Consider the following 23,146-nt stretch of genomic DNA (forward strand, 5'->3'; position numbering starts at 1 on the left):
CCCCCCCCCCACGACAGCCCCCGCGCCCCAGGCCCGCCCCGCGCCCCAGGCCCGGCCGGCGCCGCCGCGCCTGCCGGCTGCCGTGCCGCTGCCGCCACGGCGGCCCGCCATTCCGCCGCAGACCACCGCTCGGGCCACCGAACCGGCGCCCCCGGCCACAGCCCGAGACGACACCCCGACGCCGGCGCGCGCGGCCCTCGGCCCCACCGCGCCGCTGCCGCCCCCACGCCCTCCCGGCCCGTCGCGCCCCACCAGCGCGACCGCTGCGGAGCCGCCGCGCCTGGCCTCCCCACCGGCCGCCTCTCCGGCGCCCCCTGCCAACACCGCGCCAGTGGCCAGCACCAGCATCACCACGCCGGTCGTGGCGCCGGTGCCGGCAGCTGTGGCCGCCGGACCGGAAGCCCATGCCGATACGCCGACCGACACCCCAGCCGACACCCGGGCCGACAACCTGGCAGTCACCCAGACGGACACCCTGCCCTCGGACCCGGGTGGACCGCGGACCGAGGCTGTCGCCGAGCCGCAGGCCGCCCCGGGCACACCCCCAACCGCCACGGCCGAGGCGCCCCCATCGTCCGCGCCGGCGGCCGAGGCCCATGATCATGCACCCGCCGCTGCGCCAGAAGCGCACCCGCATCCGGCAACAGCCGTCCCTTCGGCCGCCGGGGCGGTGGCGCCGATGGAGCTGGTGCGCCGGCTGCAGCGGCTGCAGGACCGCATCGCCGGCGGCGACGTGGATGGCATCGTCACCCAGCGCACCTTGATCCGCGACATCGACCGCGCCTTCGCCAGCGCCGATGCCGGCGTGTGGCAGGACCCTGCCAATGCGCGCGCCCTGGTGATCTACGCGCTGAGCGGCGGCACCCCGGCGGTGCTGCGGGACATCGTCACCCGCGAGCCGAAGCCGGCCATCGACGAAAAGCTGCTGCTGGGCGCCCTGCTCTATGTGGAGGGGCGCGAGGAACCGGCCCTCGGCCAGCTGGGAGAGGTGGACGCCCGCAAGCTGCCCAATCCGCTCGGCGGCCAGATCGCCCTGGCGCAGGCGGCGCTGGTGGTGCGCAAGGATCCTCAGCGCGCGGCCCAGCTGCTGAATCTTTCGCGGCTGCTGCTGCCCGGCACCCTGGTGGAGGAGGCGGCGTTGCGCCGGCAGATCCTGGTGGCGGCCCAGGCCAACGACACCGAGCGCTTCACCCGCCTGTCGGACCAGTATCTGTTCCGCTTCCGGCACTCCGCTTATGCCGGAAACTTCCGGCAGCGCTTCGCCAGCGCCCTGACCCGCATGGCCTTCCTCGCCGCGCCCGATGGCCTGGAGCGGCTCGACCAGTTGCTGGCCGCCATGGAGGAGGACGGCCGGCGCGATGTCTACCTGTTGGTGGCGCGCGCCGCCCTGGTGGAGGGCAAGACCCGGCTGGCGGCGGGCAGCGCCCGACGGGCGCTGACGCTCGCCCCACCGGCCAGCCGCGACGCCGAGCGGGCGCAGCTCTATCTCGGCGCGGCCGAGGCGGTGACGGTGGATCAGTTCCAGGCCGCCACCCAGGCCCTGCGCACCGTGGATCGCGATCGCCTCGACCCGTCCGACGTGGCGCTGATGGATGCCGCCCTCTCCGCCGCCGACCTGGTGCGGCAGGCCGATCAACCTCCGGTGCCGGCCGCGCGGGCCAGCATCGCCGCGGCGCCGCGACCGGAACCCGCCGCCGGCCCCCCGCCCGGTGATGCCGGTACCGAGGCCAAACCCTCGGCGGTGGTGCTGAAGGCTCAGGACACCCTGAGCAAGATCGATACTTTGCTAAAGGATGCCCCGCGATGAAAACCCCGGATTGCCCGCACGCCTCCCCGCGTGCCGATGCCGGGGGACCGGCGCGCACCATCGACCCGCAGACCCACGACACCGCCTTCGCCGCCCTGATGTCGGACCTCGACCGGACCCCCGCCACGGCGCCACCGCAGCAGCCCGCCCCCGTGACACCGCCCGCCGACGGGACCGCGCCCCGCAGCACGGAAACTGCCCTTGGAGAGTTGCTCTCGCGCTGGCGCAGCGCCAGCGGCGACGACGATCCCCAGTGCCCTCTCCCCCCCGCATCCGGGACACCGGGAGAGGTGAGCGGAGCCCCGGCGGGGGATGGACCGGAGGCCGCAGAGCGCGCGCCAAAAACGCAGGACGCGCGCGTGCCGACGCCGCATGGACAGGCGCCGGATGGACAGGCGGCGGCTGAACCGGAGGCACCCGTGCGGAACGCGGGCCCGAAGGACGCCATGCCTCGGCCGACACGGACGCAGCAGGCGGCAGCCCCCGCGCAGGCCTCCCCGTCGCCGGCCCCCGCGCAAATCCTTGGATCGCAGGGGGCTCCCGCGCCGTCCGCCTCCTGCGCCGGCCGCGCCCAGCGGCCGCATCGTGCGCCAGACCCTCAACCGTCCGAGGAGCCGGCATCCGCCACCGCCGTGCCCGGCGCGGCGCCGCCAGCGCTGACTGTGCCCCTGGCGGCGTCCCTGGCGGTGCCCCTGGCCGGCATGCGCCCCGCTGCGGCCCGGACAGAGCCGGCGCTCGCCGTGCCGGATCTGCCACATTCCCCCTCCGCCGAAGCTCGGCCGGGGGAGGCACCGACGGGCCACTCCGGCACCGCAGTCCGGGCCACCGTTCTCCATCGCGAGACCCATTTCGCACCGGTGACGCCGGGCCGCCCCGCCGGCGTGTCCATCCCGGAGCCGGCGACCAGCGACAGACCGGACACCTCCGACATCGCCATCGACGCCCCCGAACCGCGCCACCCGACGCCAGCCCCCCGCGCCGACGTCGAGCCGCCGTCCACCTCAACCGCCGCGTCACCCGCCCCGATGGGGGCATGGCTGGGGGCGACCCCGGCGCCCGCTCTGCCTCAGGTCAGCCTCGCTCAGGTGGGCGCGGCGATCACCCAGGAAGCGCGACGCCTGCAGGCCGGCCGGCCGGCGGATGCCAACGATGGCGCTCAGATGCGCGGACCGGTGCGGGTGCTGGAGATGGCGCTGTCGCCGGAAAGCCTCGGCCGCGTGGTGATCCGCCTGCGGCTCACCGCCGGCGGGCTCGACGTGCGCATCCGCGCCAGCCTGCCGGAAACCGCCCGGATGCTGGAGCAGGACCGGGGTCACCTCGCCCGCCTGATGGCCGACCAGGGCCTGGAGCTCAACGACCTGCAACTGGAGACCGGCCCCAGCCTCGGCCGCTTTGGCACGGCCGGCTTCGTCCCGGAGCCACCGCGCTTCGAGCCGCCTGGCTTCGAGCCACCGCGCGCGAACGACCAGAGTGCCGCCGACCAGAGCCCGGACGACAACGGACGTCGGCGTGACCCCCGCGATCCGCCGCCTCAGGACCAACCCCATCAGGATCCTGCCGATGAAGACCCTGCGCGCCGTCCTTAGCCTGCCCATGCTGGTCATGATGGCGGCGCCGCTCGCCGCCGCCCCGGCCGGCGGCCCCACGGACATCTGCGAGCGCGAGCTGGCGCGCGCAGCGAAGAAATACGACATCCCCCTGCCGATCCTCTATGCGGTCGGCCTCACGGAGAGCGGCTACAAGGGCTCGCTGCAGCCCTATACCCTCTATATCGAGGGCAAGGACTACATCTCCTCCAACCTTCCGGACGCGCTGAAACTCTTCCGCGAGGCCCATGGGCGGGGCGTCAACCTCATCGATATCGGCTGCATGCAGGTGAATTATTACTGGCACAAGGAAGAGTTCAACACGCTGGAGGAGATGTTCGACCCCCGCCTCAACGTGGAGCAGGCGGCGCGCTTCCTGCAGCAGCTGCGCAAGCGCGAGGGCAGCTGGACCATGGCGGTGGCCCGCTACAATGCCGGCCCCAAGAACACCGTCGGCCAGCACCGCTATGTGTGCCGGGTGATGAAAAATCTGGTGGCGGCCGGCGTCGGCCAGTGGACCCCCACCGCCAAGGCCTTCTGCGACGCGCCGGCGGAGTAACGGCTCCCAACGAGCGAAAGGCCGGCGCGGTTCCCCGCGCCGGCCTTTCGCTCGCTTTGGACGTTTCCCTGATCTTGCGTCAGGCGGTGATGTCCACGTCGCGGGTTTCCTTGCCCAGCAGCAGGGCGATGAGGGTGAGCACCGCCATGGCGGTCAGGTAGATGCCGACCCAGAACGGGCTGCCCGCGCCATAGGCCCACAGCGCCACCGCGATGAACGGAGCCACCGCCGCGCCGAGGATGGAGGAGACGTTGTAGGCGATGCCCGAGCCGGTATAGCGCACGTTGGCGGGGAACAGCTCGGGCAGCAGCGCGCCCATGGGGCCGAAGGTCATGCCCATCAGGGTGAAACCGATGATCAGCCAGGCCATCACGCCCACATTGCCGGCGGCCAGCAGGGGCACCCAGGTGAGGCCAAAGAGGGCGATGGCGAGGGTGATCCAGATGAGGGTGCGCCGGCGCCCCCAGCGATCGGCCCAGGGACCCGAGGCGAGGGTGAAGATGCCGAAGAACACCACGCCCGCCATCATCATCAACACGAAGGTGCGGTAGTCATAGCCGAGCCCGGGCAGCGCGGCGGTGGTGGCGGCGCGGCCATAGCTCAGGGAATAGGTGGTCATCAGGTAGAACAGCACATAGGTGGCGAGCATGTAGAAGGTGCCGAGGATCAGCTCGCGCCAATAAGTCTGCACCGCCGCCACCAGCGGCAGCTTGTGGACCCGGCCGTCCTCCACGGTCTTGGAGAAAACGGCGCTCTCCACCAGGTTCATGCGCACCCACAGGCCGACGATCACCATCACCGCCGAGAACAGGAACGGCACCCGCCAGCCCCAGGCCAGGAACGCATCGGATGGGCGCGAGGGATCGCTCGAGGGCATCAGCGCCGCGATGACGAGGAACAGGCCGTTGGCAATGATGAAGCCGATGGGCGCGCCCAGCTGCGGGAAGGTGCCGTAGATGGCGCGCTTGCCCTCGGGCGCGTTCTCGGTGGCCACCAGCGCCGCCCCGCTCCACTCGCCGCCGAGGGCGAAACCCTGGGCGAGGCGCAGGACCACCAGAAGGCCCGGCGCCAGCCAACCCACCGTCTCATAGGTGGGCAGGAAACCGATGAGGAAGGTGGCGATGCCCATGGTGAGCAGGGCGCCCACCAGGGTGATCTTGCGGCCGCGCTTGTCGCCCAGGTGGCCGAAGAACACCGCGCCCAGCGGCCGCGCCACCATGGCCGCGCCGAACACCGCGAACGATGCCAGCAGCGCCGTGGTCTCGTTGCCGGACGGGAAGAAGAGATGCGGGAACACCAGCACCGCCGCCGTGGCATAGACGTAGAAGTCGTAGAACTCGATGGTGGTGCCGATCAGGCTGGCGAGGATGACCCGGGCGGGGGAATTGACCGCCGGCGCCACGGCCGCGGTCTCAAAGGTGGCTGTCGAGGACATGATGTGGGTTCCAGGACTCAAAAGATCCGTGCTCGGCGGGCGTCGGCCGGCGGAGCGCCATCCGATCCGAAGATACGGCAATTTTCGGTCGCTCTGGTGGGGGCAGACACGCCACATGGCGCAGGTTGATTGGCCATTCAGATAGATTATTGCGCCCGCGTTGAACAGGCCGACACAGGCGATGCGGAGCCGCTCTGCTTCCATCGCATGGCAGCCCTTCACCCCTGCGCCGGGGGCACAGCTGCCACCCCACACGCCCCTCGCGATCGCGACGACGCGACACAACCGCACGTGGGAGCCGGCCGGCGCTCCAATGGGTGCCAGTCTCGGCGTTCCGTGACGGGCGGCGCCACTCTCTCAGGCGACCTGACGCAGCGCCGCGGAGCGGTTGACCCTGCCGGCAAAAGCGACCAAACAACAGGGATCGCGGGGTGAAACACTCCTGTCCGCGCCCGTGCGGCGAGTCCGCCCGCACCGCTGGGACGGCGGCGATGGGACGGCGGCACCGGTGGCCGGAGGATGTGGACGCAACATGAAAAGGTCCGGGCAGAAGTCACATGGCCAGAAGTGAGATCGTGCCCATCATCATGGCCGGGGGCTCGGGAACGCGCCTGTGGCCCATGTCGCGCGAAACCATGCCGAAGCAGTTCATCGAGATCCTCGATGACGGCCTCTCCACCTTCCAGGCCACCCTCCTGCGGATCCGCGACCCGCGCTTCGGTGCGCCCATCGTCGTCACCAACCATGAGTTCCGCTTCGTCGTCGCCGAACAGATGCAGGCCATCGGCATCGCCGGCGACATCGTGCTGGAGCCCGAGCGACGCGATTCCGCCGCCGCCGTGGCCGTCGGCGCCCTGCTCGCCCAGCGCCGCGATGCCGATGCCGTGTGCGTGAGCCTGGCCGCCGACCACGCGGTGCAGAATACCGGTGCCTTTCGCGAGGATTGCGCCGCTGCCGCACGCATCGCCGCCGAGGGCCTCATCATGACCCTGGGCATCGCCCCCACCCACCCTTCCACCGCCTATGGCTATATCGCCCCCGGCGCGGCGCTGGCGGCGCCCGGCGCCTATCGTCTCCAGCGGTTCGTGGAAAAGCCCGACGCCGAGACGGCCGCCGCCTACTGCGCCCAGGGCTTCCTGTGGAACAGCGGCAACTTCGTGTTCGCCGCCGGCGCCATGATCGAGGAGCTCGCCACGCTGGCCCCGGCGGTGCTGGCGGGCGCCCGCGCCGCCCTGGACGGAGCCCGCGAGGACCTCGACTTCCTGCGCCTCGATGGCGATGGTTTCAGCCAGATCCCGCGCATCTCCATCGACTATGCGGTGATGGAGCACACCACCCATGCCGGCGTGCTCACCGCCCGCTTCGACTGGTCGGACGTGGGCGCCTGGGACGCCATCCACGCCCTGAAGGCGAAGGATGACGACGGCAACGTGCTCGAAGGCAATGTGGTCACCCTCGACAGCCGCGGCTCCCTGGTGCGCAGCGAGGACATTCTCACCACCGTGATCGGCCTCGACGACGTGGTGGTGGTGACCACCCTCGACGCGGTGCTGGTGGCCAGCAAGGCGGCGGCAGGCCAGGTGAAAGGGCTGGTGGAAAGCCTGAAACAGGCGGAGCGGCGCGAGGCCCGCGAGCACCTGCGCGTGTACCGGCCCTGGGGCTGGTATCAGCGCATCGACATGGGCCCGCGCTTTCAGGTGAAGCGCATCAACGTCAAGCCCGGCGGCCTGCTCAGCCTGCAGCGCCACTTCCACCGCGCCGAACATTGGGTGGTGGTGTCAGGCACCGCGGAGGCCAGCGTGGATGGGCAGGTGACCTTCCTGCACGAAAACGAATCCATCTACCTGCCCATCGGCTGCACCCATCGGCTGCGCAATCCGGGCAAGATCGATCTGGAGCTGATCGAGGTGCAGGTGGGCAGCTACACCGGCGAGGACGACATCGTCCGCATCGAGGACGCCTACGCCCGGGACTAAGCCCCCAGCCGACACATGCCCCTTGAAAACGCGACCGCCCGGCGCGCGATCCGCGCACCGGGCGTTTCAGCCGCGGGGCCAAGCCCCGTTTACAAATGCGGCAACCGTCAGATGCGGTAGCTGGCCCGCTCGTCGCCGTCGATCTGCGCCAGGAGATTGGTCTCCCAGGCGAGATACTGGCGGGCCGCGGCCTTGTTGCCACTGTGGCGATCGTGCACGAAGAACAGGAAGTCGATGCACGCCTCGTCCGCCGGCAGGTCGGGGGTCGCCACCACCTCCAGCCCGGCCTCGCGCCAGGCGGCCGGCGTGCCCAGGTGAACGCGCACATCGCTGAAGCCCCGCTCCAGCAGCTCGCGGGCGGCGAGTTGCGCCAGCTCGGTGCGCTCGGCGACCAGCACCACCGGCGCCCCGCTCGACAGCGGCAGGGTGACCAGCAGCGGGCGGAGGCTCCACACCGCTCCGGTGAGGTGGCCGGCGCGATAGGCCATGCTGCCACGGATGTCCACCAGCTGCGCACCGGGCGGCAGGGCGGCCAGGGCCTCTACCGAAACCGCTTCCAACGGCTGCAGGGCCAACGCCGGCGCCACGTCTCGGGCGCTGTCCGCACCGGGCGCGAGGGGCGCGGCGACGCCCTCTTCCAGCACCTGGGCATCCCAGCCCATCTGCCGCATGCGGGCGGCAATCACCGGCGCGCGCACGCCCTCGCCGTCGAACAGCACCATGCGGGCGCCGCGGGTGGCGGCATATTGATCGGTCGCCTGCACCAGTTGGCCACCCGGCGCATTGACCGCGCCCGGCAGGCTGCCGGCGGCGTACTCCTCGGGGGTGCGCACGTCGAACAGATAGGTGGTCCGGTCGTGGTCCTCGCGGAACCGCTCCAGCTCCGCCGCACAGACGAACGGCACGGCCCAGCGGTCGGCAAAGGCCCGCGCGCGGGCCCGGAGGGCCGGCAGCGCGGCCTCAGGCGGCGGCGGCGGATAGAGCCGATCGGCGCCATGGTCGAGGGTCAGGTCGTCGAGATACCAGCCCTGGGTGCCGTTCTCGAGGGCGAACACCGGATTGGCGATGCCCATGTCGATGAGGTTCTGCGCACCGATGATGGAACGGGTGCGCCCGGCGCAATTGATGACGATGGTGGTGGCGGGATCAGGCGCCAGCAGTTCGGCCCGCAGCGCCAGCTCCCCGTTGGGGCAGCAGGTGGCGGTGGGAATGCTCATCTTGCGATATTCTTCCACCGGCCGGCCATCCAGCACCACCAGGTCCGCCTGCGCCTCCAGCTTGGCCGCGAGATCGCGGGCCGAGAGACGGGGCGTGTGGAAGCTCAGTTCCGCCAGCTCGCCGAAGGTCTTGCTCGGCACATTCACACCGGCGAACAGGCCGAAGCCGGCGTCCGCCCAGCCGGCGGCGCCACCGTCGAGAACGAAGACCGCGCCATAGCCCATGTCGCGCAGCCGGCGGGCGGCGCGCTCGGCCACCGCCGGCTGGCTGCCGACGGCGCCACCCTCGTCATAGACCACCACCCGGGTCGACAGGCGCGGCACCAGACGGCGCGCATCCAGCTCCAGACGGCTATAGGGCGCCGTCACGCCGAAGAACAGGTGCGCCTCACCGTAACGGCCGTGCTCGCGCACGTCGAGCACGGCGATCTCGCCGCCATCGCGCAGCCAGCTCTTCAGTTCCTGAGCGCCGACGCGCAGTTCCGGGGCCCATGTGGCCATAGACGTATCACTCATGATGACGACCCCCTCAACGCCGGGTCTGAACGCCGATGGGCATGGGCCGGCAGGTCTTCGCCTCGAGGTCGAAGGTGAGCCGCTCGGTGAGCGTCTCCAGGGCGCGCCCGTACATGTGCAGATGCCGGATCGGCGTCTCGCCGCGGATCTCCACCGAGTGGATGTCGTCGGGCAGCAGGCCGATGCCGGAATCGGGGCCGACCACCACCAGATCCGACAATTCCAGCTCCGCGTGACCTTGCACCGAGCCGTCGTCGAGGCGGCGATAGACGAAGTTGTGCTCCTCGCCCTCGATCCCCGCCACGCAGGCCCAGGTGGTGTGGTTGTGGGGCGGAATGCGCCGGCCCGGCAGCATCACGTTGAGATAGAGCACCAGGGTCTTGCCCGGATCCTCATGGATCAGATAGCGGGCCTGCCGGGCCTCTTCATCCGGCAACGGAAAGCTCTCGTTGCCCCAGAGCTCGCGCTGATCGGCCAGGCCGCGGACTTCCTTCAGAATGTCGGCGACGATGGCGCGGTCGAGCGGCCCCTTCACAACAGCAGTCCTAATGCGTTCAATGGCACCGGAAACGACCTCGGCGCGCGTCTCAGCGAGGCTCATGAGACCCCCTCCCTGATAAAGAAGTTGAAATCAAACTCTTCACGACGCTTACGCCACGCCGATTTCAGCAACAATTTAATTGTCCCCACCCGGAACATTAGGGCCTCTAATGCATTTGGCGTCCATGGCGGCGCCGGGCGCGTTTCCGCCTGAAAAATCAGGGGCCGACGGGGGAGAGGCGACGCCACTCCCGTCAATTCATTAGATCGTCTTCATAATTGGGCACGGACTTTTAAATTGTGCCGCTGCCATGCGGGCGCTTAAGTGATGATCGGAAGGGCTGTGTTTCAGCACTTTCGCGCGACCCGGCGGCGTGTTCATCGTCGCCCGCGACATCCGAAACCTGGGATTGCGAGAGACCAACCATAAGCAAATCCGAAAGGTCTTCGGCGCGCAGCAGTCGCAACCCGAGGCGAGACCGCGGCGGACCAAGTCGAGACCGCGACGGAACCAGCACCACGAGACCGGACGCAGCGAGCAAGAGACCTGAAGGCGACGCCGCGTCCACCAGCTTCCAGAATTGAAGGGGTCCACGACGATGACGATTGAGGTTCGAGCGCAGGCGCGCCAGCCCGGCCGCAGCCGGACACAGACGGGACTGAAGACGACCCTGGCGGCGCTGGCCCTGTGCGCCACTGCCCTGTCCACCACCGCCTTCTCCGGCACGGCCCGCGCCGAGACCGCCACCATGGTCATGGCCACCGAGCCGCCGACCCTGGTCTCCCTCACCAATGTGGCCACCACCGCCCTCGGCGTCAGCGCCAAGGTCACCGAGGGGCTGCTGGAATATGACGAGAACCTCAATCCCAAGCCGCAGCTGGCCATCGCCTGGGAGGTGAGCCCCGACGGCCTCACCTATACCTTCAAGCTGCGCGACGGCGTGCGCTGGCACGACGGCAAGCCGTTCACCGCCGACGACGTCGCCTATTCTCTGAACCTCTTGAAGAAGGTGCACCCGCGCGGCCGCACCACCTTCGCCAACGTCACCTCCATCGACACCCCCGATCCGCAGACGGTGGTGCTGCATCTGTCGAAGCCGGCGCCTTACCTTCTGAAGGCCTTCGCCGCCGCCGAGACGCCGATCATCGCCAAGCACATCTACGAGAATACCGATCCGGCCTCGAACCCCAACGGCAATGCCCCCATCGGCACCGGCCCGTTCAAGTTCAAGGAATGGTCGCGCGGCAACTACATCGCCTATGAGCGCAACGACGATTATTGGGGCAAGCCCGACCCCAAGATCGACCAGTTGGTGGTGAAGTTCATCCCCGATGCCGCCGCCCGCTCCATCGCCTTCGAATCCGGCGGCGTGGATTTCGGCTATCGCACGCCGGTCGCCCTGTCCGACCTGGAGCGCCTCAAGAAGCTGCCGAACCTCAAGTTCGAGACCAAGGGCGCGGCCTATTCCTCCAACGTCACCCGGCTCGAGTTCAACCTCGACAACCCCTATTTCAAGGACCACAAGGTCCGCGAGGCGGTGGCCCGGGCGCTCGACCGCAAGGTGATCGTCAACACCATCCATTATGGCGCGGCGATCCCCACCTCGTCGCCCATCGCCCCGGGGCTGAAGGCATTCCACGACCCGGCCCCAAGCCCCTACACCTATGACATCAAGGCGGCCAACAAGCTGCTGGACGAAGCCGGCTATGCCCCCAAGGAGGGCAAGACGCGCTTCCATGTCACCCTCGACTACAACCCCATCACCACCGAAGGCCGCCGGCTCGCCGAATACATCCGCGCCAGCCTGTCGCGCATCGGCATCGCCGTGGACCTGCGGGCCCAGGACATCTCCGCCTTCGTCAAGCGCATCTATACCGATCGCGACTTCGATTTCACGGTGAACGGCGCCTCCAACCTGTTCGATCCCACCGTGGGCGTGCAGCGGCTCTACTGGTCGAAGAGCTTCGTGAAGGGCGTGCCCTTCTCCAACTCCACCCATTATTCCAACCCGGAAGTGGACCAGCTACTGGAGCAGGCCGCGGTGGAGAATGATCCGGTGAAGCGCAAGGAACAGTTCCGCAAGTTCCAGGAGATCGTCGGCCGCGACATTCCCGACCTCAACCTGGTGCAGCCGGTATTCCTGACCGTGCACAACACCAAGGTCCACGACCTGGTCACCACCGCCGATGGCGTCGAGGGCAACCTCGCGCACGTCGAGATCAAGTAACCCGGCGCCGGCACCCGTGCGATCCCCCCATCGCACGGGTGCCGCAGCCCATCGGACCCCCGCCCCATGAGACTGCTCTCCCGCACCGGCAGAAGCCTCAGACGCACGCTGATCCAGGCGGTGCCCACCGTGATCGGCATCGTCATCCTCAATTTCCTGCTGCTGCAGCTGGTTCCCGGCGACGCCGCCGACGTGATCGCCGGTGAATCCGGCTCCGCGACCGTGGAAAGCATGGCGGCGCTGCGCAAACAGTTCGGCCTCGACCAGCCCGTGCTGGTCCAGCTCCTGAGCTATCTCAATCACCTGGCGCATTTCAGCCTGGGCTTCTCGCCGCGCTACAACATGCCGGTGGGCGAGCTCATCATGGCCCGGCTGCCCTATACGCTGATGCTGATGGCCTGTGCCTTCACCCTCTCGCTGGTGGTGGGCATCGCCTGCGGCGCGCTGATGGCCGCCTTCGCCCGCCGCTGGCCGGACCGGGCCATGTCGCTGGTGGTGCTGGTGCTCTATTCGGCGCCCGGATTCTGGGTCGGCCTGATGATGATCGTGCTGTTCTCCGTGCACCTGGGCTGGCTGCCCTCGGGCGGCGCCATCACCATCGGCGCGAACCTCGGCTTCTGGGATGCGGTGGGCGACCAACTGGCCCATCTGGTGCTGCCGAGCTTCTCGCTCGCCTGCTTCTTCATCGCCGTCTATGCCCGCCTCACCCGCTCAGCCATGCTGGAGGTGGAGCGGCAGGACTTCGTGCGCACCGCCCAGGCCAAGGGCCTGACCCCGTTCACCATCCAGATCCGCCACGTGCTGCGCAATGCGCTGATCCCGGTCACCACCGTGGCCGGGCTCCACCTCGGCAACATGCTGGGCGGCGCCATCGTGGTGGAGACCGTGTTCGGCTGGCCCGGCATGGGCCGGCTCGCCCTCGATGCCGTCATGGCCCGCGACTTCTCGGTGCTGCTCGGCGTGCTGCTCCTGTCTTCCTTCGTGGTGATCTTCGCCAACGTGCTCATCGACCTGCTGCACGCCTGGCTCGACCCCCGCATCGAGGCCGAATGATGTCCGGCGAAACCTCCTCCTCCCTGGCCTCACCCGCCGCCGTGGCGGTCCCCTTCAAGCCGCCGGTGGTGCGGCGCGGGCTGAGCGCCATCGTCATCAATCATCCCACCTTCGTGGTCGGCCTCGCCATCCTGACGGTGGTGTTCGTCCTCGCCCTCACCGCCGACATCCTCTATCCCGGCGATCCCATGGACATGGTGGGCCCGCCGCTGCTGTGGCCGTTCCAGGACATGGAATATCCGCTGGGCACCGATTCCCTCGGCCGCGACGTGGCGGCAGGGCTGGTCTACGGCGCCCGGGTGTCGCTCATCATCGGCTTCTCGGCGGCCTCCATCGGCCTTCTCATCGGCACCCTGGTGGGCGCCATCGGCGGCTTCTTCGGCGGCCTCATCGACAATGCCCTGGCGCGGCTCACCGAGCTGTTCCAGACGGTGCCCACCTTCCTTCTGGTGATCGTCATCGTCGCCATCGGCGAGCCCTCGCTGCCGGTGATGGCGCTGGCCATCGGCATCGCCTCCTGGCCCACCATCGCCCGGCTGGTGCGGGCCCAGTTCCGCAGCCTGCGCCAGCAGGATTTCGTGATGGCGGCGCGCAGCCTCGGCTATTCCAACACCCGCATCATCTTCATGGAAATCCTGCCGAACGCGCTGCCGCCGGTGGTGGTGACCGCCTCGGTGATGGTGGCCGGCGCCATCCTCACGGAAACCGGCCTCTCCTTCCTCAACATGGGCGATCCCAACCTGGTCTCCTGGGGCTCCATGATCGGCGGCGGCCGCGAGATGCTGCGCACCGCGTGGTACCTCACCGCTCTGCCGGGCATCGCCACCGCCCTCACCGTGCTCGCCCTGAACCTGATCGGCGACGGGCTCAACGAGATCTTCAACCCGAGGATGCGCCAGCGATGACCGCGCCCGCTTCATCCGCGCCCGCCCGTTCCGAGCCCCACGCCGGCAATCGCCTGCTCGATGTGCGCGACCTGTGCGTGGCCTTTCCCGGCCATCTGGCGGTGCGCGGCATCTCCTTCCACATTGACCGGGGCGAAACCCTTGCCCTGGTGGGGGAATCCGGCTGCGGCAAGTCCGCCACCTCGCTCGCGGTGATGCGCCTCTTGCCACCCGGCGCCCGCATCGCCGGCGCCGTCACCTTCGACGGCATCGACCTGGTGCAGGCGAACGAGCGCACCCTGCGCGATCTGCGCGGCAAGCGCATGGGCCTCATCCTGCAGGAGCCCATGACCTCGCTGAACCCGGTGCTCACCATCGGCGACCAGATCGCCGAGAACCTGATGCGCCACGAGAAGCTCACCCGCGCCCAGGCCCGCGCCCGCACGGTGGAACTGCTCGACCTGGTGCGCATTCCCGATCCCGCCCGGCGCTATGACGATTATCCCCACAACATGTCCGGCGGCATGCGCCAGCGGGTGATGATCGCCATGGCGGTGGCCTGCAACCCGCAGCTGCTGATCGCCGACGAGCCCACCACCGCCCTCGATGTGACCCTGCAGTCGGAAGTGCTGGAGCTGCTCGACAGCCTGCGCCGGCAGCTGGACATGGCGCTGCTGCTCATCACCCACGATCTCGGCGTGGTGGCCCAATGGGCCGACCGGGTGGCGGTGATGTATGCCGGCAACATCGTCGAGAAGGCCGGCGCCCACGCCTTGTTCGAGAACCCGGCTCACCCCTATTCCCGCGGCCTCATGGGTTCCACCCTGCGCCTGGAAGGGGGCGGCCACTACACCAGCCAGCGGCTCACCGAAATTCCCGGCACGGTGGCCTCGGCGCTGCACGAGCCCGGCTGCAATTTCGCCCCGCGCTGCGCCCTCGCCACCGCCGATTGCCGCATCGCGCCGCCGCCGCTGCGCCCGTTCGAGGGCCGGCAGGTGGCCTGCCCGGTGGTCACCCAGCCATCCAAGGAGGCCGACCGTGTCGCTGCTGGCCGTTGAGAATCTCGAAACCAGCTACACCTCCCACGGCCGGCGGCTGAAGGCGGTGGATGGCGTCTCCTTCACCGTGGCCAAGGGCGAGACCGTGGGCCTGGTGGGGGAATCCGGCTGTGGCAAGTCCTCCCTCGGCAAGACGGTGCTGCGGCTGGTGCCGTCCTCGGGCGGGGCCATCCGCCTGGGCGACACCGACATCGCGCCGCTGGACGGGCGGGCGCTGATCCCGTTCCGCCGGCGCATGCAGATGATCTTCCAGGATCCGTTCGCCTCGCTCAATCCGCGGCAGACGGTGCGAACCCTGCTGGATACCCCGCTGAAGGTGCACGGCATCACCGATGCGGTGGAACGCGAGAGCCGCATCAACACCATCATGGACAAGGTGGGCCTGCCCCGCACGGCGCTGGCCCGCTATCCGCACGAATTCTCCGGCGGCCAGCGCCAGCGCATCGGCATCGCCCGGGCGCTGATCCTGGCGCCGGAGCTGATCGTCTGCGACGAGCCGGTGTCGGCCCTCGACGTGTCGATCCAGGCGCAGATCCTCAACCTGCTGGTGGATCTCAAGCGCGATCTCGGCCTCTCCTACCTGTTCATCTCCCACGACATGTCGGTGGTGCGCTATTTCACCGACCGGGTGCTGGTGATGTATCTCGGGCGGATCGTGGAGAGCGGCAGCTACGACACCTTGTGGTCGAACCCGCTGCATCCCTACACCAAGGCGCTGATCGCGGCGGTGCCCTCCTATGACATCGACAAGAAGCGGACCGCCGTGGCACTGAAAGGGGAGCTGCCGAGCGCAGCGCAAATCCCCTCCGGCTGCCGGTTCCGGCTGCGCTGCCCCATCGCCCAGGACACCTGCGCCGCGCAGGAGCCGGCGCTGCGCACGCTGCCGAACGGGCAGCAGGTGGCCTGCCACTTCGCGTGAGGTTTCGGGACGCCGCTCCGGCGCCCCGCCCCACGCCATCGAGACGAGAAGAGCCGCATGCTGAAGATCTGGGGCCGCAAGAATTCGGTCAATGTGGAAAAGGTGCTGTGGTGCGCCCTTGAGCTCGATCTGCTGTGCGAGCGCATCGACGCCGGCGGCACTTTCGGCGTGGTGGACACCCCTGCCTTCCGCGCCCTCAATCCGCGCGGCCTCGTGCCGGTGATCGAGGATGGCGACGTGGTGCTGTGGGAATCCAACACCATCATCCGCTATCTCGCCGCCCGCTACGGCGCCGACCGGCTGATCCCCACCGATCCCGCCGCCCGCGCCCAGGTGGAGCGTTGGATGGATCTCCAGCTCGGTGCCATCGCCCCGGCCTTCTCGCCCATGTTCCTGGGCCTGGTGCGCACCGCCCCTGCCGCCCGCGACATGGAGCTCATCACCCGCAGCTTCGGCACGGTGGCGGCGAACCTCACTGTGGTGGATGCCGGCCTCGTCGATGGCCGCCCCTTCCTCACCGGCCCCGCCTTCACCGTGGCCGACATCGCCCTCGGCTCCGTCGCCCATCGCTGGTTCAACCTGCCCCTGGACGGCACCGGCCTCACCCGGCCCGCCCTGCCGCACCTCGCCGCCTGGTATGAGCGGCTGAAGGCGCGGCCGGCGGCGGCCCAGTTGTTCAGCCCCCTCACCTGAAGGTCGCCATGGATCATCACGTCCGCCGCATCGGCGTGCTCGCGCCCCCCGCCAATGTAGCGGTGGAGCGCGAGTGGCCCCGCTATCTGCCCGAAGGCGTGGTGATGAACCACAATCGCCTGTCCCGGGCCTCCACCGCCGTGGCCCGCGACGACCTGCTCGCCATGAACGCCTCGGTGGAGCGGGCGGCGCGGGACCTCGCCTTTGCCCGGCCGGAGGTGATCGCCTATGCCTGCACCTCCGGCTCGTTCCTCGGCGGGCCGGGGGCGGAAGGCGCGGTGGCGGCGGACATCACCGCCCTCACCGGCATTCCCGCCCTCACCACCTCCCAGGCGGTGATCGCCGCCCTCCACGCCCTCAACGCCCGGCGGGTGTTCATGATCACCCCCTATCCGGATGCGGTGAACGAAGACGAGGTGGGCTTTCTCGTGCACCACGGCTTCGAGGTGGTGGGCGTGGACAGCTTCCGCTGCGCCCAATCGGCGGACATCCGCGCCCTCACCTCCGGCCAGGTGGCGGATCTCGCCCGCGCCCGAAGCGCCGACATCGCCGGCGCCGACGCCCTGTTCCTGAGCTGCACCAATCTTCTCACCATGTGCGAGATCGAGGGGTTGGAACGGGAACTGGGAGTTCCGGTCATCTCCTCCAACCAGACCACCTTATGGGCGGCCCTGCGCACCATCGGCATTGCCGCGCCGGAGGCGCCGGGCCGGCTGTTCCGCCTGCCCTGAGCGCGCGCTCAGAAGGCCATGCCGCGGAAGGTCTCGAACACCCGCTTCACGGCGTCCGAGACCCCTTCGTCGCGCATGTAGAGGTGGAAGGTCACGTCGGGCAGGCGCGGCAGGCCATCGGCCTCCCCCAGCACCCGCAGGTCCGGGGTGAGCATCTCGATATTGCGGGCGGTGACGCCGAGCCCGGCCCGCACGGCGGCGCGGATGGCGCCGAGGTTGAGGCTGAGATAGGCGATGCGCCAGGGCAGATGGGCCCGCTCCAGCCCCTCGATGGCCAGCGCCCGGAACAGGCTCGGCTCGTTGGAAACGATCAGCGGCAGCGGCTTGCGCCGCTCATAGGGGTAATCCGCCGCGCACAGCCACACGGTGGGCGAGGTGCGCAGCATGATGCGCGGCCGCTCCGAATCCAGCCGGGTGGTGATGGCGAGATCGAGCTCGCCCTTGCGCAATTCCTCCATCAGGAACGGGCTGCGGCCGGTGCGGATCTCCAGCAGCACGTTGGGATGGGCCTTGGCGATGCGCGAGAGCATCATGGGCAGAATGTTGTCCGCCATGTCGTGGTTGGCGCCGAGCCGCACCACATCCGCCTGCCCCGGCCCCGCCGCCAGGGCGATGTTGGCCTCGTCATTGAGCGCGATGATGCGGCGGGCGTAGTCGAGCAGCTTGATGCCGTCCTCCGTGAGCCGCTTGGTGCGGCCCTGCTTCACCATCAGCGACTTGCCCACCTGCCCCTCCAGCCGCTGCATCTGCTGGCTCACCGCCGATTGGGTGCGGTGGATGCGCATGGCGGCGGCGGCGAAGGATTCCGCATCGGCAATGGCGACGAAGGTGCGCAGCAGATCGAGGTCGAGGTTCCGCATGGGGTTCCGTAGGGACGATGACGCGGGGCGCGGCGAGCGGCTTTAAATTAGACAGTCTTATGAATGGCGTCACGACTTTTAAATTGTGGCACGTCCCCCGCGCGCGTAACCATGGCCGCGATCAACTGCGCCATGCGGTGTAATGCTGCGCGTTGCACGGATGGTTCCCGACCGCGCCACGGCTGCGGCCGCGCCCTGCCCGTTCGGCTCGCACGCCCCAACCCATTAGCGCGATATGATCATTCACGCAGCGTCCGACGACGGCGCGTGGGTGGTCCTGCTGAACCGCCTGCGGGCGGAGGAGATGCGGCGGTGAAGAAAGACACCCTTCTCGTGCACGGCGGACGGGCCGCCACCGGCCCGGTGAATCCGGCCGTGTCGCGGGCCTCGACCATCCTGTTCGAGGATCTCGCCAGCTACGACGCTTTGCGCGCCGACCGCTTCGCCGGGCTGCGCTATGGCATCCACGGCACGGAGACCCTGTTCGCCCTTGAAAAGGCGCTCACCGCGCTGGAAGGCTGCCACCGCGCCATCATCGTGCCGTCGGGCCTCGCCGCCATCACTGCCGCGCTCACCGCCGTGCTCAAGGCCGGCGACCACCTGCTGATGGTGGATACGGTCTATGGCCCCACCCGCGCCTTCTGCGACGGCCTACTCGCCCGCAGCGGCGTGACCACCACCTATTATGACCCGCTCGTCGGCGCCGCCATCGCCGATCTCATCCAGCCCAACACCCGCGCCATCTTCTGCGAGAGCCCCGGCTCCCTCACCTTCGAGGTGCAGGACATCCCGGCCATCGTCGCCGCCGCCCACGCCCGCGACATTCCGGTGCTGCTCGACAACACCTGGGCGAGCCCGCTGTTCTTCGATGCCCTCGCCCATGGGGTCGACATCTCCATCCAGGCCGCCACCAAATATCTGTCCGGCCATTCGGACGTGATGATGGGCACCATCGCCACCACCGAGAAATGGTGGCGGCCGGTGCGCAACGTGGTGGCCGATCTCGGCTTCTCCACCAGCCCGGACGATTGCTATCTGGTGCTGCGCGGCCTGCGCACCCTGAGCGTGCGCCTGCGCCACCAGCAGCAGAGCGCGCTCACGGTCGCCGACTGGCTGGCCGGCCAGCCCGGCGTGCTCAAGGTGCTGCACCCCGCCCGCCCGGACGATCCCGGCCATGCCCTGTGGGCGCGCGATTTCACCGGTGCCTCCGGCCTGTTCGGGGTGGAGCTGGACGTGCGCAGCCCGGAGGCGCTGGCCGCCTTCGTGGACAGCCTCGAACTGTTCGGCATCGGCGCCAGCTGGGGCGGCTACGAAAGCCTCGTCATCCCCGCCCGCTTCACCCGCGTCGCCCGGCCGTTCCCGGTCACCGGAACGCTGGTGCGCCTGCACATCGGCCTGGAGGATCCCGAGGACCTCATCGCCGATCTCGCCCAGGCCCTGGCCGCCGCCGCCGCGGTGGAAAGAACGGCCGTTTCCGCGCCAGCCGCCGGCTGACCCCTTCCATCACATCCCAAGCTCGGTCCAAGGTAGGTCCATGTCCGATACCGCGACCCCGTTCGGCGAGATCCTCGCTGCCGTCACCCCCGGCGCCCTCGCCACCGGCGCGCTCTATGTGGGGCGCCTCGCCTCCGGCGCCCCGGTGGAGATCCCCTATGTGATCGCCAAGGGCGCCAAGCCGGGCCCGTGCCTGTGGCTGAACGGCCAGGTCCATGGCGACGAGATCAACGGCATCGTCGCCGCCCTCGATTTCGCCCGCGGCCTCGACCGCGCCGGCCTGTCGGGCAGCGTGGTGGTGTCCTCCACCGCCAATCCTCTGGCCTTCGACGGCCGGCGCAAGAAAGCGCCACAGGACGATATCGACCTCGACCAGTCGTTCCCCGGCTCCGCCGTGGGCTTGAGCTCCGAGCGCATGGCCAAGGTGTTCTTCGAGGCGAGCGCGGTGGCCGACGTGGTGGTGAACCTCCACACCATGGGCACCACCTTCGATGCCGACCCCTATGCGGTCTACAAGGTGCATCCCAACGGCCGCGCCAGCGAGGCGGAGCTGCTGCGGCTGGTGGCCCCGTTCGCCCCGGCGGTGGCCTGCCGCATGAGTGTCGCCGGCGGCACCGGCGAACTGCCCGGCAACCTCGCCGGGGCGCTCGATTACCAGTGCCTCGACCGCGGCCAGATCGCCTTCATGATCGAGCTCGGCGGCGGCGGTCGACTCGTAACCGAGCATGTGGCCCAGGGCATCACCGGCTTCACCGGGCTCGCCCAGCGGCTCGGCCTGATCGCCGGTGCGGTGGACGCCCCCGCCAGCCTGCGCCAGGTCACCAAGCGCCGGCACGTCACCTGCGCCGAGGGCGGCATCTTCCGCGCCATGGCCAAGCCGCAGACCATCGTGCCCGCCGGCGCCCCCATCGGCGAGGTGATGGACCTCCACGGCGAGGTGCGCGAGCGCGTGACCCTGCCGTTCGACGCGCTGATGATCGGCGTGCGCCGCGACCCGGTGGTGCATTTCGGCGATCGGGTGGCGTTCGTCGCCGAGGCCTGGTCCATGGTTGAGGTCTAAGCCCATGGCGGTGGAGCGCTTCCCCCATCTCGCCCATTGGGGCGCCTTCACCGCCGTGGTGGAAGACGGCGTCCTGGTGGGGTGCGAGCCCTTCCCGGGCGATCCCAACCCCTCGCTTATGCTGGGCTCCATCGTCCCCTCGGTCTATTCCGAGCAGCGCATCCGCCGCCCCATGGTGCGCGAGGGCTGGCTGAAGCACCGGCACCGCTCCGACGGCGCCGGGCGCGGCCGGGAAAAGATGGTAGAGGTGGAGTGGGACGAAGCCCTCGACCTCGTCGCCGGCGAGATCCGCCGGGTGGAGGCGGAGCACGGCCGCGAGGGCCTGTTCGCCGGCTCCTACGGCTGGTCGTCCGCCGGCCGCTTCCACCATGCCCGCTCGCTGATCCGCCGGTTCTATTTCTCCGGCGGCGGCGCCGTGGATCAGGTGGGCAATTACAGCTGGGGCACGGCGCAATTCCTGCTGCCCTATGTGATCGGCACCTATCAGCCGCTCACCGGCCGGGTCACCGCCTGGCCGTCCATTCTCGCCCACACCGAGATCTTCCTCGCCTTCGGCGGCCTCGCCCTCAAGAATGGCCAGGTGTCCTCCGGCGGCGCCGCCCAACACACCCAGGAAGCCTGGCTACGGCGACTGGCGGAACGTGGCATTCCGGTGGTGAACATCTCCCCCACCCGCGACGACTGCCCCGCCTTCCTCAATGCCGAATGGCTGCCCATCCGCCCCAATACGGATGCGGCGCTGATGCTGGCGCTGGCCTTTGAGATCCTGCGCCTCGACGGCGCCGACGAGGCCTTCCTCGCCAGCCACACGGTGGGGGCGGAGGCGCTCAAGGCCTATGTGCGCGGCGAGAGCGACGGCGTCGCCAAATCGCCCGAATGGGCGGAGGCCATCTGCGGCCTGCCGGCGGCGGCCATCTCCGGCCTCGCCCAGCGCCTGGTGGGCCGGCGCAGCTACATCACCTGCTCGTTCGCCGTGCAGCGGGCCCAGCATGGCGAGCAGCCCTATTGGATGGCCATCGCCCTGGCCGCGCTGCTGGGGCAGATCGGCCTGCCGGGCGGCGGCTTCGGCTTCGGCCATGGTTCCATGAACGGGGTGGGCAACCCGCGCCCGGCGACGCCCGGGCCGGAGATGGCGGTGGGCCGCAATCCGCTCGGCGCCGCCATTCCCTGCGCCCGCCTCACCGACATGCTGCTCCACCCCGGCAGCGCCTATGATTTCGACGGCCGGCAGCAGACCTATCCGGATGTGCGCTTCATCCATTGGGCCGGCGGCAATCCCTTCCACCACCACCAGCAGCTCAACCGGCTGCTGGAAGCCTGGCGGCGGCCGCAGACCATCGTCGTCAACGAGATCTGGTGGACCCCCACCGCCCGCCTCGCCGACATCGTGCTGCCGGTGACCACCACCCTGGAACGCAACGACATCGGCGGCTCCTCCCGCGACCGCTATGTGGTGGCCATGCACCAGGCGGTGGCGCCCCAGCATGCCGCCCGGGCCGATTTCGACATTTTCCGCGACCTCGCCGAGCGGCTCGGCCATGCCGAAGCCTTTACGGAAGGCAAGGACGAAGCCGGCTGGCTGCGCGACATCTATGCCCGCTGCGCCGCCGGCAATGCCAAGGGCGGCATCGAGTTTCCCGATTTTGAGACGTTCTGGGAGCAGGGCTTCGTGGAACTGCCGGAGCCGGCGGAAGACTTCGTGCTGTTCGCCGATTTCCGCGCCGACCCGGGAACCCACCCTTTGAAGACGCCGAGCGGGCGGGTGGAATTGTTCAGCCAGACCATCGCCGCCATGCGCCTGCCCGATTGCCCGCCCCACCCGACGTGGCTGCCGCCGGCGGAATGGCTCGGCGCCGAAAGCGCGGAGCGCTTCCCCCTTCATCTCATCAGCGTGCAGCCGGCGGATCGCCTGCACAGCCAGCTGGATTTCGCCCCGTTGCCCCAGTCCAACAAGGTCGCGGGCCACGAGGCACTCACCCTCCATCCGCGCGATGCCGCCGCCCGCGGCGTCAAGGCTGGGGATGTGGTGAAGGTGTTCAACGCCCGCGGCGCCCTGCTCGCCGGCCTGCGCGTCGACCCCGCGGTGCGCCAGGGGGTGGCGCTGATGGCCACCGGAGCGTGGTTCGACCCGGACCTTTCCGGCAACGGGCCGGAACGGGCCGGCACCGCCAATGTGCTCACCCGCGACATCGGCACCTCCCACCTCACCCAGGGCCCGAACGCCATGAGCTGCCTGGTGGAGGTGGGCGCGGTCGACTGAGGCCGCGCCACCCGCCGCCGGACCGGCACGACACAATCTGCGACAACGCCGGCGCCACCGGGGCTTTCGCGCGGGCCGCTCTCGGCTCTTCGCCCCCAATCCCCCTGCCTGTCTCTGCCGCCAGTGCCCTCAGCCGCGGCACACCGCATCCGAGGTTCGCCTCCCGTGTGGGTACACCTGCGCGGCGGGTTTCTGCTAAGAAGCCGTGCGGGGATTTCGGCGGCGCACAAAATTCGTGTGCGTCCCCATGCGGACATCGAGCGAAGACAT

At 69.6% G+C, this 23,146-nt stretch carries 18 protein-coding genes; 14 read left to right on the forward strand and 4 right to left on the reverse strand.

Translation table 11 applies throughout. The annotated features are described in order from the left end of the window. The 3 genes from MEU52_RS18055 to MEU52_RS18065 form a co-directional block, all read left to right on the forward strand. Positions 1-1,807, forward strand: a 1,807-nt coding sequence (locus tag MEU52_RS18055; RefSeq protein ID WP_238123700.1) for a hypothetical protein, incomplete at its 5' end; no start/stop codon positions are given. 740 nt (positions 1,808-2,547) lie between these two features. Next, the gene (locus MEU52_RS18060) at positions 2,548-3,393 is read left to right on the forward strand and encodes a flagellar hook-length control protein FliK (protein WP_238123701.1); all 846 of its coding nucleotides are present in this window, start codon (positions 2,548-2,550) and stop codon (positions 3,391-3,393) included. After that, positions 3,368-3,952 carry a lytic transglycosylase domain-containing protein gene (locus MEU52_RS18065; protein ID WP_443267577.1) on the forward strand — a complete coding sequence of 195 codons (585 nt, stop codon included), beginning with the start codon at positions 3,368-3,370 and terminating at the stop codon, positions 3,950-3,952. Before MEU52_RS18060 ends, MEU52_RS18065 begins: the two co-directional genes overlap by 26 nt. Before the next feature lie 79 nt (positions 3,953-4,031). Here the strand turns inward: MEU52_RS18065 and MEU52_RS18070 are convergent, their stop codons facing one another. Then, the gene (locus tag MEU52_RS18070; RefSeq protein WP_238123702.1) at positions 4,032-5,387 is read right to left on the reverse strand and encodes an MFS transporter; all 1,356 of its coding nucleotides are present in this window, start codon (positions 5,385-5,387) and stop codon (positions 4,032-4,034) included. A 557-nt stretch (positions 5,388-5,944) separates the two neighbouring features. Between MEU52_RS18070 and MEU52_RS18075 the strand changes: the two genes are divergently transcribed. Then, the gene (locus MEU52_RS18075) at positions 5,945-7,363 is read left to right on the forward strand and encodes a mannose-1-phosphate guanylyltransferase/mannose-6-phosphate isomerase (RefSeq protein ID WP_238123703.1); all 1,419 of its coding nucleotides are present in this window, start codon (positions 5,945-5,947) and stop codon (positions 7,361-7,363) included. A gap of 107 nt (positions 7,364-7,470) precedes the next feature. Here the strand turns inward: MEU52_RS18075 and MEU52_RS18080 are convergent, their stop codons facing one another. Beyond that, a complete protein-coding gene (locus MEU52_RS18080) occupies positions 7,471-9,096 on the reverse strand; it encodes a rhodanese-like domain-containing protein (RefSeq protein WP_238123704.1) in 1,626 nt (541 codons plus the stop codon). A 13-nt stretch (positions 9,097-9,109) separates the two neighbouring features. Continuing rightward, positions 9,110-9,697, reverse strand: a complete 588-nt coding sequence (locus tag MEU52_RS18085; RefSeq protein WP_238123705.1) for a cysteine dioxygenase family protein — start codon at positions 9,695-9,697, stop codon at positions 9,110-9,112. A gap of 538 nt (positions 9,698-10,235) precedes the next feature. On the opposite strand from MEU52_RS18085, the gene MEU52_RS18090 reads away from it, so the two are divergent. The 7 genes from MEU52_RS18090 (at position 10,236) to MEU52_RS18120 (ending at position 17,202) form a co-directional block, all read left to right on the forward strand. Further along, a complete protein-coding gene (locus tag MEU52_RS18090) occupies positions 10,236-11,864 on the forward strand; it encodes an ABC transporter substrate-binding protein (protein ID WP_238123706.1) in 1,629 nt (542 codons plus the stop codon). 66 nt (positions 11,865-11,930) lie between these two features. Then, positions 11,931-12,917, forward strand: a complete 987-nt coding sequence (locus MEU52_RS18095; protein WP_238123707.1) for an ABC transporter permease — start codon at positions 11,931-11,933, stop codon at positions 12,915-12,917. Continuing rightward, a complete protein-coding gene (locus tag MEU52_RS18100) occupies positions 12,917-13,822 on the forward strand; it encodes an ABC transporter permease (protein ID WP_238123788.1) in 906 nt (301 codons plus the stop codon). The genes MEU52_RS18095 and MEU52_RS18100 overlap by 1 nt, the downstream gene beginning before the upstream one ends. Beyond that, complete coding sequence (locus MEU52_RS18105; protein WP_238123708.1) at positions 13,819-14,859, forward strand: ABC transporter ATP-binding protein; 1,041 nt, start codon at positions 13,819-13,821, stop codon at positions 14,857-14,859. The genes MEU52_RS18100 and MEU52_RS18105 overlap by 4 nt, the downstream gene beginning before the upstream one ends. Further along, positions 14,840-15,778, forward strand: a complete 939-nt coding sequence (locus MEU52_RS18110; RefSeq protein WP_238123709.1) for an ABC transporter ATP-binding protein — start codon at positions 14,840-14,842, stop codon at positions 15,776-15,778. Before MEU52_RS18105 ends, MEU52_RS18110 begins: the two co-directional genes overlap by 20 nt. Positions 15,779-15,835: 57 nt before the next feature. After that, positions 15,836-16,471: a glutathione S-transferase family protein gene (locus MEU52_RS18115; RefSeq protein WP_238123710.1), complete on the forward strand. Its 636-nt coding sequence runs from the start codon at positions 15,836-15,838 to the stop codon at positions 16,469-16,471. Between the two features lie 8 nt (positions 16,472-16,479). Continuing rightward, positions 16,480-17,202: a maleate cis-trans isomerase family protein gene (locus tag MEU52_RS18120; protein ID WP_238123711.1), complete on the forward strand. Its 723-nt coding sequence runs from the start codon at positions 16,480-16,482 to the stop codon at positions 17,200-17,202. 8 nt (positions 17,203-17,210) lie between these two features. Here the strand turns inward: MEU52_RS18120 and MEU52_RS18125 are convergent, their stop codons facing one another. Further along, positions 17,211-18,062, reverse strand: coding sequence for a LysR substrate-binding domain-containing protein (locus MEU52_RS18125; RefSeq protein WP_238123712.1), 852 nt, complete (start codon positions 18,060-18,062; stop codon positions 17,211-17,213). A 312-nt stretch (positions 18,063-18,374) separates the two neighbouring features. On the opposite strand from MEU52_RS18125, the gene metC reads away from it, so the two are divergent. From metC to MEU52_RS18140, 3 genes are read left to right on the forward strand one after another with little or no spacing between them, the layout of a single operon-like run. Then, on the forward strand, positions 18,375-19,556 hold the full coding sequence (gene metC, locus MEU52_RS18130; protein WP_238123713.1) for a cystathionine beta-lyase: 1,182 nt from the start codon (positions 18,375-18,377) through the stop codon (positions 19,554-19,556). Between the two features lie 40 nt (positions 19,557-19,596). After that, positions 19,597-20,616, forward strand: coding sequence for a M14 family metallopeptidase (locus tag MEU52_RS18135; protein ID WP_238123714.1), 1,020 nt, complete (start codon positions 19,597-19,599; stop codon positions 20,614-20,616). A gap of 4 nt (positions 20,617-20,620) precedes the next feature. After that, positions 20,621-22,876 carry a molybdopterin-dependent oxidoreductase gene (locus tag MEU52_RS18140; protein WP_238123715.1) on the forward strand — a complete coding sequence of 752 codons (2,256 nt, stop codon included), beginning with the start codon at positions 20,621-20,623 and terminating at the stop codon, positions 22,874-22,876. Positions 22,877-23,146: the final 270 nt, after the last annotated feature.

The organism is Xanthobacter sp. NM-25 (assembly GCF_022138605.1).
GTDB lineage: Bacteria > Pseudomonadota > Alphaproteobacteria > Rhizobiales > Xanthobacteraceae > Xanthobacter.

What these genes read in the sequence shown, in the direction of transcription:
- MEU52_RS18090 (WP_238123706.1), top strand. Translation starts at nt 10,236, where the DNA reads ATGACGATTGAGGTTCGAGCGCAGGCGCGCCAGCCCGGCCGCAGCCGG.
- MEU52_RS18095 (WP_238123707.1), top strand. Translation starts at nt 11,931, where the DNA reads ATGAGACTGCTCTCCCGCACCGGCAGAAGCCTCAGACGCACGCTGATC.
- MEU52_RS18075 (WP_238123703.1), top strand. Translation starts at nt 5,945, where the DNA reads ATGGCCAGAAGTGAGATCGTGCCCATCATCATGGCCGGGGGCTCGGGA.
- MEU52_RS18100 (WP_238123788.1), top strand. Translation starts at nt 12,917, where the DNA reads ATGTCCGGCGAAACCTCCTCCTCCCTGGCCTCACCCGCCGCCGTGGCG.
- MEU52_RS18115 (WP_238123710.1), top strand. Translation starts at nt 15,836, where the DNA reads ATGCTGAAGATCTGGGGCCGCAAGAATTCGGTCAATGTGGAAAAGGTG.
- MEU52_RS18125 (WP_238123712.1), bottom strand. Translation starts at nt 18,062, where the DNA reads ATGCGGAACCTCGACCTCGATCTGCTGCGCACCTTCGTCGCCATTGCC.
- MEU52_RS18080 (WP_238123704.1), bottom strand. Translation starts at nt 9,096, where the DNA reads ATGAGTGATACGTCTATGGCCACATGGGCCCCGGAACTGCGCGTCGGC.
- MEU52_RS18070 (WP_238123702.1), bottom strand. Translation starts at nt 5,387, where the DNA reads ATGTCCTCGACAGCCACCTTTGAGACCGCGGCCGTGGCGCCGGCGGTC.
- MEU52_RS18135 (WP_238123714.1), top strand. Translation starts at nt 19,597, where the DNA reads ATGTCCGATACCGCGACCCCGTTCGGCGAGATCCTCGCTGCCGTCACC.
- MEU52_RS18085 (WP_238123705.1), bottom strand. Translation starts at nt 9,697, where the DNA reads ATGAGCCTCGCTGAGACGCGCGCCGAGGTCGTTTCCGGTGCCATTGAA.
- MEU52_RS18140 (WP_238123715.1), top strand. Translation starts at nt 20,621, where the DNA reads ATGGCGGTGGAGCGCTTCCCCCATCTCGCCCATTGGGGCGCCTTCACC.
- MEU52_RS18120 (WP_238123711.1), top strand. Translation starts at nt 16,480, where the DNA reads ATGGATCATCACGTCCGCCGCATCGGCGTGCTCGCGCCCCCCGCCAAT.
- MEU52_RS18105 (WP_238123708.1), top strand. Translation starts at nt 13,819, where the DNA reads ATGACCGCGCCCGCTTCATCCGCGCCCGCCCGTTCCGAGCCCCACGCC.
- MEU52_RS18065 (WP_443267577.1), top strand. Translation starts at nt 3,368, where the DNA reads ATGAAGACCCTGCGCGCCGTCCTTAGCCTGCCCATGCTGGTCATGATG.